This is a genomic window from Parabacteroides sp. AF14-59 (genome assembly GCF_003479515.1).
GTDB lineage: Bacteria > Bacteroidota > Bacteroidia > Bacteroidales > Tannerellaceae > Parabacteroides > Parabacteroides faecis.
Genome location: NZ_QUHH01000007.1, coordinates 79,462 through 96,499 on the forward strand (window position 1 = coordinate 79,462; position 17,038 = coordinate 96,499).

General features: G+C 46.8%; 8 protein-coding genes. 3 read left to right on the forward strand and 5 right to left on the reverse strand.

Annotated features, from left to right (window positions below; translation table 11 throughout):
* Positions 1 to 23 precede the first annotated feature (23 nt).
* From DWW23_RS10100 to DWW23_RS10120, 5 genes are all read right to left on the reverse strand, one after another.
* Positions 24 to 2,552, reverse strand: coding sequence for a glycoside hydrolase family 9 protein (locus DWW23_RS10100; protein ID WP_122353164.1), 2,529 nt, complete (start codon positions 2,550 to 2,552; stop codon positions 24 to 26).
* 291 nt (positions 2,553 to 2,843) lie between these two features.
* Complete coding sequence (locus DWW23_RS10105) at positions 2,844 to 4,544, reverse strand: RagB/SusD family nutrient uptake outer membrane protein (RefSeq protein ID WP_122353165.1); 1,701 nt, start codon at positions 4,542 to 4,544, stop codon at positions 2,844 to 2,846.
* 26 nt (positions 4,545 to 4,570) lie between these two features.
* Positions 4,571 to 7,795 (reverse strand): TonB-dependent receptor, encoded by a 3,225-nt coding sequence (locus tag DWW23_RS10110; protein ID WP_233564300.1) that lies wholly within the window; start codon positions 7,793 to 7,795, stop codon positions 4,571 to 4,573.
* A gap of 213 nt (positions 7,796 to 8,008) precedes the next feature.
* Positions 8,009 to 10,276, reverse strand: coding sequence for an exo-alpha-sialidase (locus tag DWW23_RS10115; protein WP_122353166.1), 2,268 nt, complete (start codon positions 10,274 to 10,276; stop codon positions 8,009 to 8,011).
* 19 nt (positions 10,277 to 10,295) lie between these two features.
* On the reverse strand, positions 10,296 to 14,429 hold the full coding sequence (locus tag DWW23_RS10120; protein WP_122353167.1) for a two-component regulator propeller domain-containing protein: 4,134 nt from the start codon (positions 14,427 to 14,429) through the stop codon (positions 10,296 to 10,298).
* A gap of 312 nt (positions 14,430 to 14,741) precedes the next feature.
* Between DWW23_RS10120 and DWW23_RS10125 the strand changes: the two genes are divergently transcribed.
* The 3 genes from DWW23_RS10125 (at position 14,742) to DWW23_RS10135 (ending at position 17,007) form a co-directional block, all read left to right on the forward strand.
* Entirely contained in the window at positions 14,742 to 16,292 is a 1,551-nt protein-coding gene (locus DWW23_RS10125; protein ID WP_122353168.1) for a PglZ domain-containing protein, read from the forward strand.
* 79 nt (positions 16,293 to 16,371) lie between these two features.
* The gene (gene tsaE / locus DWW23_RS10130; RefSeq protein WP_122353169.1) at positions 16,372 to 16,791 is read left to right on the forward strand and encodes a tRNA (adenosine(37)-N6)-threonylcarbamoyltransferase complex ATPase subunit type 1 TsaE; all 420 of its coding nucleotides are present in this window, start codon (positions 16,372 to 16,374) and stop codon (positions 16,789 to 16,791) included.
* A gap of 3 nt (positions 16,792 to 16,794) precedes the next feature.
* Entirely contained in the window at positions 16,795 to 17,007 is a 213-nt protein-coding gene (locus DWW23_RS10135) for an immunity 17 family protein (protein ID WP_122353170.1), read from the forward strand.
* The last annotated feature ends 31 nt before the right edge of the window (positions 17,008 to 17,038 follow it).

Below are 17,038 nucleotides of genomic sequence, written 5' to 3' on the forward strand. Positions count from 1 at the left end.
TGTTGGTATCTGTTTGTTAGCCTTTATTTATTTCCCAATAACTGACGGGCGGCGAGTACCAGGAACATATAGTGCGAGGAACCTCCTCCCATCACATATTCTGTCTGTTGCCAGAGGAAAGGGAAAGTCAACAGTTCGGGGAAGTCGGGACGGATCATGGCAGTCCCGGAGATCACACCACCGGGGATATAAGACCAATCTGCACGGTTCAATCCATAGGCTACCGTTGCCGAATTGGCTCCCACACCCGAAGCGAAGGAGGCGGTATTGCTGCCCGGATGACAACCCAGCACGAAGTTGAGCGCGCTGTAAAGCAACTCCGGCCCGAACAGGTCAGGGTAAGCCTGCACGAGAAAATACTGTTGATAGCCGAACGACTGGATATCCCAGCCTGCTCCCCAAATGCTCGGCTTATAAGGGACGCCATACGGGGTTTCCTTTTTCTGTTCTTCCAGTTCACGGCGGAAAGCGGCGAGTGCCTTGCGTATGTTCTCTGTAAATTTTTTATCCTTGATGGCCTGATCGGCGCGTCCGATAAACCAGCCTGTACGGGCGATGTTATCAACGATCAGTTTCTGTTGCCCAAGGATATATTTTTTGTATCCATCCTCGTGAGTTGCCAGATAAAGTTCTACGGCAGCCTGTAACTTATTTATTTCCGAACGATCGGTCACACGAGTCCGATCAAACAATTCGCGGGCGGCCTGCAAAGATTGTACGCTCAAGGTGTCGTTGAAGCCTTTCAACACACGGGAGACGGCAGCCAGGGCGGCGGCAGTGCTTAATTCGCGGGAAGGGTTATCTTCGGTGAATACCCAGCGGTCGTCGGCATTACCGATCACATTGTCGGTCATGGCACCGGCATCGCCCAGCATGACATACTGGCGCAGGTCGTTGCAAATAATTCCACGATACAGGCGGCCCAGGGCACGATAGCCTCCCACTACGGTTAAGGCACCATTCTCGACCTGTTGTAACAGGTCCGGTTTACCATCCGGCTGATGGATCTCGGTGATCCGGTTATGATGATCGATGGAGGTGACATCATAATCCTCGCGAAAAGCCTCATAAGCCAATGCCAGGATATAAGATTCGCCGGCTTGCGATTCTACGCGCAAGTCGAAATCACCCGCGTCATGCCATCCGCCGATATTTAATCCCGGAACGATATCCCCCGGGGCATACTTTGTCAAAGTAGAAGCATTCTGCGTATATCCGTCGATATGATTCAGGGCGGGAGCCATACGGGCATCGTCCAAATGACAATAGTCGTGCCACACCCGATATTTTTCGTTCACCCGCATGTGGCACATTTGTACCGGAAGAAAATATTCCAGGACCGGCTGCCATACGCCCCGTTCATAGATATTCCGGGCGATGCGGAAAACAGAAGAGACCGAGTTTCCGTAACGAATCCGGTAAAGCCCTTCCTCCTTCACGTCCGTGAAATCAAATTTAAGATAGTTGTAACGCAGGAAGTTTCCCCACGGCTGTGGGGCTACGGCATGGATTTTCTCCTCTCCTTTTGCCGTAAGACGGTATAATATAGCTTCAGGACGTGCGCTATCGCGGCTATCCAACTCGATTATCGCCTCTTTCGGCTGCGCCGGGTGGTAACCGACCTGTGAAGTCTGGATAACAGGCGTATACAGCCAATCTTTTACTACATTCGGAGTGATAGTCCAGCAGACAGCGCCTTTCGTCACTCCGGCAGGAATTTCGCTGCAGACGACAAACCAACCGTTATTATGGTTCATACGTCCGTCGTATAATTTTAATTCTGTGTTTTCCGATAAGATGGTAAATTTGTTGTAAGCATCGTCAGGGCGGACGGTGAAACAATGTCCAACCGCATAAGGTTCGGCTATCAGATCGTCGGCGACGATGGGATTATAAGATGAACCGTCTCCCGCCAGCTGTTTCCGGTCAGCCAAGAGGCCGCTTTCTTTCGTAAAAGAACAGTAATCACCTGTATGCTGATGATTGGAACGTACATTTAAAGTAGGTCCGTTAGGCTGTTGTGGAAAAATACCGTCCTGTTCATCCATGATCCAGGGTTTGCCGAAAAGATCGCCCGGAAAAAGTTCGAGATTAAAGCCGACCTTACCAGCGAAGTCTGCCGGGATAGGTCGGTCGAGGTCGACCGTCACTACGATATTCCCGCCTTTCCCTTCTACACGGACCGTATAATTGAATTGGAGGTCAGGGTAGATCATCGGATTAAAACCTGTCATATGACGGGAAGAATCGGGATAGGAAAGTCGCGTGATGATCGTGTTGGAAGTATTATCTACAATGCGATCCAGTTGTTTTGGCACCGGCTGCCATTGTCCCGGTGTTGCTTCGAGACGGATATCACCGTTGGTAGCGATCCGGTTACCATGCATGATAAGGCTGACGCCCCCCTGATGGCCTTCGGGATAGAAATCGTTGAACGACATTACATCTACTCCCCCGTTGTTGAAGTATCCGGATGAATTGAGCTTGAACTCCTGAGCCGTCAAGGAGAAGACAGAAGCCAGTAAATATATGCCGATAAGTGTTCGTTTCATGTGAATAAGATTTAATAAAGACCTATCAATCCCTAATAGCATAATGAAATGCAACAAGTTATTTTACCGTCTTTTTGATACGTTAAAAAATATTACCCGGTGAGGTAATCTGAAATACATGGTATAGTAATCTGATTTACCCGATAGGGCAATGTCATTTTGATAGTAACGGTTTTCCTCCGCAAAAGGAAATAAAGGGGGTGTTATAGGTCTTTCCTACAACAGACTTTAACACCCCTGCCTCCTCTCCAAAGGGAAGAGTTACTACCAAACTACAATAAACACTTACAATCAATAACCTGGATTCTGATCTTCCGGTCCGATCTCCGCATTCGTTAAGATTTCCTGATAAGGAATCGGATAAAGCATCTTATCCTTGTTATAATCGAATGTACGATAAGTGCGCCAGTCCTGATAAGCAGCATCCGATCCCGGAGCAGTACCTACTCCCTTCGGATATTCCAGGTTGATAAACTCCTCGATCATTCCGGTACGCTTCAAATCATAAAACAGGCTAAATTCCGCATTGAACTCATGGCGACGTTCCATATTGACGGCAACCATCCAGGTATCGGAAGAATAACCTTTTTCCGCTTTGTATTTCGTGTAATAGGTTTTAGCGTCAGGCACTGCCACTGTTTCAGTCTGCATCGGAATCGGATATTTAGCATCGCTCAGACTGACCTCATGGTTACCCCAGGCACGTTCGCGTATCTGGCGGATCGCATCCCAACCACTTATTTCGTCGCCGGTCTGGAAGCTACATTCTGCATAATTCAGCAAGATGGCGGCATAACGCAGCAGGTGCATGGTAAACGGTTGGTTGATCGTCGTCCAATAGTCGCAGTTGGCGCGCCAGTATTTCAAACTGGAGATATTCGGCATATATTCGGAACCAGTCTTCACATTCGGGGCACCGTTTGCACCGATCGTTTGCCCTGTCCAGGGGTTTGTTTCTCCCAAAGCCACCATAGAGGCGGCACGGCGGCGGTCGCCATCCTCAAACGAGTTGTAACATTCCCAGGAAACAAATAAGGAACCCCAACCGTTATACTCCATCGAAGCGGCACAATAGCATGCTGTCATATAATGATCTTCCGTTGGCGACCACCCTTGCACACCCGACATGTTATTACCATTGTCTGTCCACATCACTGTGGCAAAGACGTCTTCTGTTTGCCATGCTTTTTCAGGATCATACAAATAACTGAAGCATGGAACCAGTGAATAGGTGTTGCTGTCGATTATTTCTTTCAGCAAAGTCTTAGCTTCGGCATATTTTTCCTGATACATCAGGGCCTCGGCCTGATAACCTAAACAGAAACCTTTTGTTATACGTCCGTACTCGCCATTGATCGGTGTCCAGTCGAGAACAGAAGCACCAAATGCGAGGTCGTCGATGATTACCTGCCATGTTTCATCTTCCGTATCCGGGCGCGGCTTGGAAGGTGTATTTACATACGTCTCGCCAGCCATCAGCATGGGCACACGTCCGAAGTTTTTCGCCAGAGCCAGGTAGTTGTAAGCACGGATAGCACGTGCCTGCGCTTCGATCTTCTTCTTGCCGGCTTCGCCTTCGCTGAAAAGATCGTTGTCCATACTTTCCAGACCGTCGAGCAAGGTGTTGCAACGGGAAATCGCCTTATAACAGCCTACCCATAAAGAGAGGAATTCGGAACTGGAAGAGGTCCAATCTTCCGTACAATAGGCTTTATCCCAACCGCTTGCCTGTGTGTCGAGGGTCGGATGGTTCGACAGCATGTATTGTGGCTTAAAGCCCCACATGGAACCGTCGGCACCGGCCTCGTTGTCTTCTTTGGAGGGATAGAAGGTATCGTAACAACCGATCAGGCCACCTTCCACGTTGTCTTCACTTTGAAACATGAAGTCGCCCGGCAAAATATCGTAATGGTCTACTTCCAGATAATCCTTACAGCTGTTTGTCGTAAGCAAAAGGAGTAACGATAAGGCAGATATAACTATTTTTTTCATAAGACTCGAATTATAAGATTAAATAATTAGAATTGTACGCTCAAACCAAATGTGAATGTACGCGGATAGGGGTAACGGCCGCCATCGAAACCGGTTTGCAAGACTGCTGCATTGCCGACTTCCGGATCGCCGAATTTATTATAGCCGGAGAAGCACGCGAGGTTCTCGACAGAGGCGAAGATACGTGCATTGTCCATGCGGAGCGGCTGCAACCAACGTTTCGGGAAGGTATAACCGATCTGGATGTTCGCTATTTTCAGGAAATCGCCTTTCTTCACGTAGGCATCGGAGGCTTTCATGTTTGTATTGTTATCATTCATTGTCATGCGCGGATACATCGTATTCGTGTTCGATTCGCTCCAGGCATTGTTGATGTATTCTTTCAATGTGTTCTGTACACCACCGCCCGTCTTATATAATTGTGTCATTTTCATGGCGGCATACGAGTTGATCTTCATACCGGCAACACCGTACATGTAGATCATGGCGTCCCAGTTCTTCCAGCTGGCATTCAGGGTGAGGCCATAGTTCAGCTTCGGGAAACCGTTCCCTAATACTTTTTGGTCGTCACCGTCGATATGGCCATCGCCGTTCAGGTCTTTGTATTTAAAATCGCCCACAGTGGTAGCATTTACCTGGTAAGCGTCGTATCCGTTCTCCTTTGCCAGGGCATTCGCAGCATCTACTTCGGCCTGGCTCTGGAAGATACCTTCCACTACATAACCGTAATAGGAACCGACTGCGTGACCTTCCATCGTTACGGAGTGGTTAGTCCAGTTATCGCCGTCGTCGGTAATCAAATCGCCGTTCGCATCGAGGTTGTTGTAGATAGGGTCACCCACTTCGATTACTTTGTTCTTCAACGTAGAGCCGGTCAGTGTAGCACCGAGGTTCCAGTCGCCGAAACGTTTGTTATAGGATACGCTGAACTCGAATCCTTTGTTCTGGATATGTCCGGCGTTGGTATAAACCTGTCCGTGTCCGGTAGACGGGCGCATGTTGCGATAAAGCAGAAGGTCTTTGGAGTCACGGATGAAATAATCCATCGTAATGTTCAGGTCGTTGTTAAGCAAGCCCAGGTCGAGACCGATATTTGTCTGTGTATTCGTTTCCCATTTCAGGTTGGTGTCGATTTCTTTCAGTTGGGCGAAGCCGACTACCTTGTTATAGTTGGAAGATGAACCTCCTAATTGTCCCCAGTCGTAAGCAATGCGGTTGGAAGAGAGTTGAGCAACGGAAAGGCTGGTCGCACTGCCTGCATTACCGGTTTGTCCCCAACCGAAACGTAGCTTCATGTTGCTGAATATATCCAGATTCTTGATAAAGTCTTCTTCAGACAGACGCCATGCCAAAGCGGCAGAAGGGAAAGTACCCCAACGGTTACCCGATCCGAAGTTGGATGAACCGTCACGACGTACGGTAGCGGTAACGATATAACGGTCCATCAGGGTGTACATGGCACGGCCGTACCAGGAGATGTAACGCGTCTTCAGATTATAACCGCCGTCGCCGATGCGTGAAGTCTGGTCGCTGGTCAACGACATCTGACGATAACTGTCTGCCAGGAAATTGCTTGCATTGGAAGAGACCCAATGGCCCCAGTAATTGGTGACCGAATTACCTGCCATGACCGTCAGGTTATGGATATCGTTCTTCCAGTTATAGGTGAAATAGCTTTCGATCTCGATATTATTATCCTGCGACTGGTTCATCCAGAAGGAGTTGGTCTGTGCTGCGGTGATGCTTCGCGGATTGACGACATTGAAACCGCTTCCGTCTACTGTCGAAAGCGTATAGGAGCCGATCGTACGGAATTGCAATCCCTTGAACAGATTCAGGTTCAGATAGGCACTGCCGACAAATTTGTTTTCATAGGTAGGGGTCTTATCTTCTTCCATCTTGGCGGCATAGGGGTTGTCCTGGCCTTTCTGGATATCGCCTTCACCGCTGATCTGCATGAAAGCGTTGTAAGTTCCGTCTGCATTGGCGCGCCAGTCGTTGCTGATGAACTGGCCGGTGGTTTCATCCACATAATCCATAGTCGGAGTCAATGTCGCATAGCTGCGGAGGTTTCCGCCTCCCACCTTTTCAGAATGAACGAAAGCGACGTTACCGCCTACTTCGATAAAGTCTTTTACCTTGTGAGTTACATTGGCACGGGCCGTCAGACGGGAGAAGTTGGAATCCAGTATCACGCCGTCGTTATTCAGGTAACCGACCGAGAAAGTCGATTGTGTCTTATCGTTGCCACCGGAAACGGATAGCATGTAATTCTGCTGCAAAGCGGTACGGGTCATAACGTCTTGCCAGTCGATGGTGCGCAGGCGGCCTGCATAGTCTGCACCGAAGGCTTTGTTCTGGATAGAGGCGGCATCGTTGGCACGTCCCTGGCGAACAGAGTAGGCAAAAAGGTCGGCATCGGCTACGTCCAGCTTACCGGTCATGTTCTGGATACCGAAGTTTGCAGAGAAGTTGAGTTGGGTTGCCCCTTTCACCCCTTTCTTCGTCGTGATCATAACGACACCGTTCGCACCACGGGCACCGTAGATAGCGGTGGCGGAAGCGTCTTTCAGGACTTCGATGCTTTCCACATCGGCTGGATTTACAAAGTTGGCATTACTGCCGACCTGTACTCCGTCGACTACATACAACGGATCGGCCGAGCCGTTCACCGTCGCGACACCACGGATACGGATTGTCGCCGTCCCTTCCGGGTCACCCGAGTTCTTGGAAACCATCACACCGGCGGCAGAGCCCTGCAACCCTTGCGCGAGGTTCAGCGGATTACGTTTCATCATCTGTTCCTTGTCGACCGAAACAACGGAACCGGAAATGTCGCTTTTCTTGATCGTACCGTAACCGACAACGACTACTTCGTCGATCATCTCGGAGTCTTCTTTTAATATTATATTATAAGAAGTCTTCTGGGTTACTTTAAAACTTTGAGGATTATAACCGATATAGGAGACTTTCACCTCAGCGCCTTCCGGAACTTCCAGTTCGTACTTGCCATCCATATCACTGATTATACCGATCGTTGTACCGACTACAGCAATGTTCGCCCCGATAATTGGTTCGCCCTTCTCATCTGTAATGATACCAGAGATTTTTTTCGACTGCTGCATAGCAGTTGTGCTTGCCGGATTCACATCACCGTTATCTACTGCCGCATGGGCAACAAGACCGGTACTAAATAAGAATGCAAATCCCAAAGACTTCAGCGTCAACAAAATTTTAACGTGTTTATTCATACTGAATTGATTTAAAGTAAAAAATAAATTTTTAACTGAAACAAAATTAGTTCATGTACTTCCAACACGAAGGAAATAATGTTTCACGATGCGGGTAAAACGGTAAATGAAGAGGGATAAATTGTGTTTTTTATGGGGGAATTTTGTTCATTCCCCTGTTTTTACCTCCATCATTAGTGGAAAAACACATAGATTTATCAATCTGATATATAGCTAATAAGGGTCGGCATAAACAATTCCGCGCCCATGCGAACCGACGTATACTCTCCCATATCTTTTCGGATCTCCGGAGATCTGCAACACCAATCCGTATTGGTGGTCATCATCATTGATACGTACCCAGCTGCGGGCGGCATCGTCGGAACGGAAAAAGCCGGATACTCCGTTCACGATCCCTGCCAGATATAATGACGGATAATCCGAACCGGGCGCGGCTTTTCCAAAACCGAAAGCGTAGATGCGACGCACCTTATCCAGGGGTACGAATGCTTCTCCGGAAAGACCATGATATAGGCCGTCAAAAGCGGCAATCCATAAGTCGCCTTCCTTTCCCGGCGTAGCATACACACGGTCCTGTCCTCCCCGGCGATCACCACGGGCATTGCGTGCCTTACTGTCGAATGGGGTAAAAGGCAATGGGTGGGACCGGAAACTGACACCGCCATCCATACTTTCATATAAAACAGCGGCAGAAAGATCGAGAGCGTAAAAACGTTTCGGATTGACACGGTCGGCAATCACACGGAGATTCTCAGGGATTCCCTCTGCAGTCGACCAAGTTCCCCCCCGGTCATTCGTATAATAGACAGGCATGCGGTCGGGTGTCCATATCCAGGTTCGTCCGTCAGAAGAAACAGCGACATGTCCATTTTGAGCTTTTTCCTGAGGCAGGGAAACCGGCTCCAGCCAACTCTTTCCCCCATCCATCGAATAGGCTAACGGCTTGCCTTCAGGGTGATGATGCGAAACAGTCCCCACACGGACAACCAGATCCGGTTGATCTTCTGCCCCGGTAATACCGGTCGTATTGGAATAATAGGGATCGGCATGGCTACCGGACGGAACGGGACGATCCAAATCCAAATGGGTAAAGCCGCCATAGTCACCTATCGCACTGATCAGTTGCGCACCCTGCTTCGGGCTGTATAATTCCAAAGGAACAGTTTCCTCTATCCCCGTACTCATCACTTGCCACTGTGTCGGTTCTTTTTTATCCATATTACCGAGATTGAATGTCTCCCAACCGCCATATCCGGTTGTAAACAGGGCATGATCGGGATCAAACGGGTCTATTTCAATATCGAACATCCAATGTAACGGGGTAAACTCCACATAAGGAGCTTTGCCATAATCGAAGCGGGCACCTCCTGCAAAGACCGGCTTCCAGGTTTTACCGCCATCGGTAGTCCGGTAAATATCATCTTCCGCATACGAGCCGGCAACCGGACGGTTGAAGGTACTGACAATAAGATGCTTCGGATTCTGCCGGTCGACAGACACTGCGGCATATCCAAAAGCAGCCCCTTTATCCGGATCAGCCTTTACCGGAGAAATATCCTGCCATTTTTCAGTGCGAGGATCATATTTCCAGACCGCCCCGTCATTCATCCGCATCGGGCCGGGATTACTGCCATACGTAATATACAGATAGCCGTCTTCTGAAAGGGTTGCCTGAGTGGGGCGGTACTGTACCGGCTGTCCCGCAAGCGGTTGCCAGCTTTCCCCATAATCATGGCTGACAAAGAAATTATCACGATCTTTCAGTGAAACACCGATATACAAAGTCGAACAACCTTTACCGGCTGTGCCGCCCGATGGATCAAACAAAACTAAATTAATACCGCAACCACGATCCTGCATCCACGGATTACCTCCCTCAGGAATAACTTCCGCCACATTCGGGAACGAACAGACCTGTTGCCAGCTTCTTCCCCGGTCTGCTGAACGCCAAAGACCATCCAGACGGGTACCCAGATAGATTATATCGCTATTCAAAGGGTCTACCATCATGCGTTCGCCATTACCACGGCCATTTTCATTTCCTCCCATGGTAAAAGGCATGTCAGTACGGGTAAAAGTACGTCCGCCGTCATTTGAACAAAGGACAGCGCCGTTCGTACTACGGGTATAGGTTCCGCATGAAAGATAAACGGTTTGAGGATCATTGGGATCGACCGCAATACTCTCCACACCGACCAGATTGTTATCGTCATAAGTGATCCAGTCGAGCATAGAAACCCACTGTTGCGTTTCTTTATCCCAACGATAGGCACCCCCCATATCGGTACGGCAATAGCGTACATCTTTTTCCTTCGGATGAAAAACAATCCCGTCTACAAATCCTCCGCCTACGATCTGAACACTTTTCCAGCGATAGTGTTCCACAGGAACGGAAGGGCGAAGCGATTGGGCAATAATTCCCTGGCTGCCCATTGACAAAAGGATCAGAAGTCCTGTAATGGTCATTGAAATGGCTTTCATGGTAATTGTATATTAATGGTTACTCTCTTTTCATATAGTCAGACGGCAACGTCCCGAATTCATCTTTGAAATATTTACGGAATAATTTGATGTCGTTGAAACCGACCTCACTGGCAACCTCGTTGATACGCATCTGACTTTTCTCCAGCAGTTGCGCTGCCCGTTTCATACGGATTGCACGAATCAGTTCGACCGGTGTTTTACCCGTTATCGAAAGTGTTTTCTTATAAAAGTTCACACGGCTCATCCCCATCTCCCGGCTCAACCGCTCGACAGAAAGTTCCGGATTAGCTATTTGTTCTTCGATATAGGCTATCGCTTTCCGCATCAGCTGCTCATCCATCGAACTGATCGGGATATCGGCCAATTGAATACCTGTTTGCGATGATTGCATGAACTGCTTCTGTAACCGTTTCTTCATTTCTACCAGATGCTGTATCTTCAGAATCAACATATCCATATTGAACGGTTTGCCGATATAATCGTCGGCTCCTGCTTCCAGACCGGTCATTTTACTCTCTTCTGCCGATTTCGCCGTCAAAAGAATTACCGGAATATGAGATGTACGGATATCCTGCTTGATCCGTTTACACAAAACGATCCCGTCCGTTACCGGCATCATCACATCGCTGACTACCATATCCGGAAGTTCTGCCAGAATAACTTTCCAGGCCTGTTCACCGTCATCAGCCGTAAATACATGGTACAAGCCACTTAAACTCAACTTCATGAATTCACGGAAATCTGCATTATCATCGACAATGAGTAAAGTCGGTTTATTCGGCTCCGTACGCATCTCCGTATTTTCTTGCTGTGCCTGTCCGAGTATTTCGTTTTCTTCCCATATTCCTGTCCTTTCCCCGACTCCGGTCGTATCCGATTTATCCGGCGAAGAGATAATCTCCTGTATCTCCGGAAGTTCGATCGGAAGCGATACCGTAAACGTACTTCCTTTTCCAACCTGGCTCCTAACGGAGATCGCCCCGTTATGCAACTTGACAAACTCACGGCATAAATGTAATCCGATGCCTGTTCCAACCACCGTTCCGGATTTATCTTCCGACGGTATCTGATAGAAGCGATTGAAGATCAAATCGTATTTATCTTCTTCAATCCCTATTCCCGTATCAATGACCTGGATCAATAACATGCTTTTTCCTTCCTCATCCTGTTGCATGCTCAGGTTAACAGATATCTCCCCTCCTTCAGGTGTGAACTTGAAAGCGTTACTTAATAAATTGGATACGATCTTAAAAACCTTATCCGTATCGAATTTCATGACCAACGAAGGGAAGGAAGTCGTATACGAAAAACGAATATTCTTTTTCTCCGACAGTTCCTTAAATGAATAAGTAATATTCCTGACAAACAACACGATATCTCCGGAGGATAAAAGTAGCTGGACACCCTGCACATCGATCTTCCTGAAATCGAGTAACTGGTTTACCAAACGTAATAACTGGTTCGCATTCTGGTAGATCAACTTCAGTATCATCTGATTCTCCGGGTTACTTTCGCTCTTCATCAGCTTCTCTATCGGTGTAATGATCAGGGACAAAGGCGTACGGAACTCATGGCTGACATTGGTAAAGAAGCGTAATTTCATCTCATCCATCTCATGAAGCTGGTTGGCCCGTATCCGTTCCTGTTCTTTCTCGAATTTACGCTTCTGAATATGAAGAATACCCCGGATAATGGCGAACACGATAATGGCAGCCAGGATACAATATAAAAAGATCGCCCAGTTGGTCGCCCAGAAAGGAGGCATGATCGTTATCTTTAGTTTTATCGGCTCCTGCCCCCAAACACCGTCATTATTTTCTGCTTTCAACAGAAAGGTATAGGTTCCGGGAGAAAGATTGGTATAAGTAATATTCCGGTTTACCGCATCGATGGTAGCCCATTTTTTGTCGAAGCCTTCCATTATATACGAAAAGCGGTTCTTCTCCGGAAGAAAATAGCTAAGAGCCGCGATATTCAAAGAAAAACTACGTTCATCATATTGCAACGACAACTCGTTGCAATAGCTGATATCATCCTGCAGGATGATACGCCCGTTATAGGGCTGTCCGGGCAAAATCTGATCATTCTGTACCAGGAAACCCGTAACGGCAACTGCCGGAGGATAGAAATTATATTTTATCCGGGAAGGATTAAAAACAGTCAGTCCGTTCGTTCCTCCGAAGATCAGTTCTCCTGAAGCAGAGCGGCATACACTGTTCCGGTTAAAAACACGACCCTGCACACCCTCATTCTCATAATAAGTGACACAATTAAACCGATATGTTCCGTCCTTCTTATAATGTGGGGTTAGCTGGAGTAAACCGTTCTTCGTCCCAAGCCACAAAACATAAGTATCATCTTCCCGGATAGACATAATATCGTTGTCAGGCAAACCATTCGTTTTATCCAGTTGATATAGTTTATCGTGGGAAGGGTCATAAACGGTCAGTCCGTTATTACTGCCGATCCACAACAGATTACGGCTATCCCGGTAAACTGTATTGATCGCTTTATCATTGAACACTTTCCCCCTGTTCATCTCCCCTTTAAAAGAAGATACACGCCCGCTTTTCGTATCGAGCATATTCACACCCAACGAGGTACCTATCAGTAATTCATCCTTATTACCTTTGGATATGGAATAAATATAATCGGAGCCCAATGGATTCTCCGGGTCGCCCGAATGGAAATGTGACCATTCCCCCGTCTTCAGCTCCAGACAATCCATGCCTCCTCCCAGCGTGCCAATCCAAAGATTGCCGGCCTCATCCGCATAAAGACTGTAGACACTGTTGTTCGATAACTCTTTCAAACTGTCGGTCTGAGGACGGTAATGTTTAAAACGGTTCCCGTCAAAACAATCCAGTCCACCGACATAAGTACCGATCCAGAGATTATCGCTGGCATCATTTTCCAGACAAACAACAATGTTACTGCTGATACTCGACGGATCAGCCGGATCATGGCGATACTTCCGGTATTGTCCGGTTGTCCGGTTATAATATAACAATCCGTTCCCGTTAGTCCCGATCCACAAATTCCCGGAACGATCTTCCAGGACGCAATTACAGTCATTGATCTCCGCATCCTCAGCCTCCATAACCGGATAACGGAGCGAACGGAACTTAAAGATACTTTCATGATAATAGTTGATACCGTTCTTGTAAGTACCTGTCCAGATAATCCCTGTATCATCCTTATATAAACTGATCACACTGTTTTGACTGATACTCCGCAGGTCGAACGGGTTATTCTTCAAGTAACGGATCGTTTCCGTCTTCTTGTCCAGCAGATTCAGGCCACCATGATCGGCAGCAATCCAGATCACGCCTTCCGAATCTTCCTCCACTCCCCGTATCAGCGAAGAATTCAGGGGAAGAGGAGAAGAAGTATTATATTGTTTCCACCTGCCATTCCGCGGAGTGAAACGGTACAATCCCCCATAACTTTCCGGATCCGGATAAACCCAGATCTCGTTATCACTATCTACGAACAGCATGAATCGTCTGGCCTTACACGCCTTTTTCAGATGGTCGTTCTTCAAGATGGACTTTCCCTGCTGCAAATCGATCATCTCGATCACACCGGACGTATGGATCACATACAGGATCTCTCCCTTCTGATATACATCGCACACCTGCCCTTCCGACGGATCAACCGGATAAACAACCGCTTTTCCGGTAGAATAATCATAGGCATACAATTGATTATCTGAAGTACTGAAAATCAATTGCAGGTCTTTCCCTTGAAAGACACCTGATATATTAGCTGGCAAACCCAATTCTTTCCGGGCCTCTTCCAATGTCAGAAATATATTTTTAACCGGATTATAGACTCCAACCTTTCCGTCTTCATAAGAGATCCACAGATTTCTGTCTGCCGTTTCCGTGATCTGGGTCACATAAGCTTCCGAAAACAGCGCACCGTCCACTTCATGCCGGAAGGCGCGGAACTCATAGCCGTCGAAACGGCTCAGTCCCGAACTCGAACCAAACCACATAAATCCTTTCCGGTCTTTATAGATACAGGTCACTTCATTAGACGATAACCCGTTGTTTACATCCAGACGGTTAAACAGGATTTTATTCTCTACCCCTTGTACGAGAGTAACCGTACAGAGTAAACAAACAATAATATATATAAATCGCATTCTATTCATACAACAGTAATAGACTAATCGGTTTCATATCCTTTATCCCTGATAACAGGTTTACAAACTTATCATTTTTTGTCTGTACAGACAGGGGGTATTTGTAACTTTTTACAGGTTATTTTGTTATTGTAATCAGAATATCAGGGATAATAAGTATTATTATTCACCTATTATCATGATATTTACAAAATAAAACACAAGGATATAAAAGACCGTAAAAAAACAGGGATCAATATACAAAACCGGAACAAGCATCGTTATTATGTAAACTATTCCGATTAAATTTGTAAGAAATAATTTAGGTAACATATGGCAGTAAAAAAAGACAGAGTACTTTGGGCAGATGATGAGATCGATTTGTTGAAACCTCACATTTTGTTTCTACAGGATAAAGGATATGAAGTGATTCCGGTGATCAGCGGGCAGGATGCTATCGACTGTTGCAGGGATCAATCGTTCGATATCATATTCCTGGACGAGAACATGCCGGGTCTGACCGGTTTGGAGACACTGGCACAGATCAAAGAGATCAATCCCAACGTTCCGGTCGTCATGGTTACCAAAAGCGAGGAAGAGAGCATCATGAACCAGGCTATCGGGAATAAGATAGCCGATTATCTGATCAAGCCGGTCAACCCGAATCAACTGCTTCTTTCCATCAAAAAGAATGTTCATAAAAATGTGATTATTTCGGAAACGACGACAGTCGGCTACCAGCAGGAATTCAACCGTATCGGCATGCAGATCAACGATTCGCTGACCACCGACGATTGGATGGAGTTATACAAAAAACTGGTCTACTGGGAGCTGGAGTTGGAAAGCAGCCAGGTGCAAATGACCGACATGCTCCGGATGCAGAAAGAAGAAGCGAATAAAGCTTTCGGCAAATTCGTAAAGAAGAATTACGTAAACTGGATACAGAACCCAGCCGAGCGTCCTTTGATGAGTCCGGACCTGTTCAAGAAAAAAGTATTCCCGTTGCTGGATAACGACGAGAAGGTCTTTTTCATCCTGATCGATAACTTCCGCCTGGACCAGTGGCGCGTGGTAAAAGACCTGCTGGCTGAATATTTCACTTTCGATGAAGGATTATATTACAGTATTCTGCCTACTGCTACCCAATATGCACGCAATTCCATCTTCTCCGGCCTGATGCCTTTGCAGATAGAGAAAATGTTCCCGGATTTATGGGTGGATGAGGAAAGTGAAGAAGGCAAGAACCTGAACGAAGAGCCTTTGATCCAGACACAGATCGACCGCTTCCGTAAGAAATATAGCTTCTCTTACAACAAAGTACACGATTCGCAATACGGAGAAAAGCTACTGAATATGATCTCTTCTCTGACACATAACCAGTTGAATGTCGTTGTTCTCAACTTCGTGGATATGTTGTCGCATGCCCGTACGGAAATGAAAATGATCCGTGAACTGGCACAGAGCGAAGCAGCTTACCGCAGCCTGACCCGTTCCTGGTTCCAGCATTCCACCACTTTGGAGCTGTTCAAACGTATCTCCGACAAAGGTTATAAAGTAATTGTGACCACCGACCACGGGACCATTCGTGTCAACAACCCGATCAAAGTGATCGGTGACCGGAACACGAATACAAATCTCCGTTATAAAGTCGGTAAGAATTTGAATTACAACCCGAAGGAGGTACTGGAAATACGTGACCCGGAAAAAGTGGGCCTGCCCTCTCCCAACCTGAGCAGTAAATACATTTTTGCGATGAACGATGACTTCTTCGCCTATCCGAACAACTACAATTATTATGTTTCTTATTACAAGAATACATTCCAGCACGGAGGGATCTCTATGGAGGAAATGATGGTACCGTTTATCACCATGATACCAAAATAATTGAAAATTGAGAATTGAGAATTGAAAATTAATATACCTTTGCAGGTAGATTACAAATGATCAATAATCAGCAGACATCATGAGTATTATCAAGATTGAGAATTTAGATACCATCCGCCAGGCTGCCAAAGAGTTCATTGCCGGAATGGATGACCGTACCGTTTTTGCTTTCCATGGTAATATGGGAGCAGGTAAAACGACTTTCATCAAAGCGATTTGCGAAGAGTTAGGCGTAGAAGATGTTATCAACAGTCCGACATTTGCTATCATCAATGAATACCGTAGCGATACAACCGGCGAACTGATCTACCATTTCGATTTCTACCGTATCAACAAACTGAGCGAAGCAGAAGATATAGGAACCGAAGATTATTTCTATAGCGGTGCCCTTTGCTTTATCGAATGGCCGGAAAAGATCGAAGATTTACTTCCCGGCGATGTGGTGGATGTAACGATCAGTGAAAATCCTGACGGCTCACGAACCGTAGAAGTAAAATAGCCGATGGAACCAACCGATTATTTCATATTAGTCATCTTTATGGCTCTGGGAGCCTTCTCTCTGATTGCCGCGATCTTCAATTTCGACTGGTATTTTGAAACCAGCGGAGCAACTACCTTTGTCAACAAATTCGGCAGAAAAGGAGCACGTATCTTTTATGCCTTGTTGGGACTGGCATTGATCGGATGCAGCGTACTTGGTCTGATTTATTGGTAATAGGGGATATTACCAGCAAGCTTATTTATCT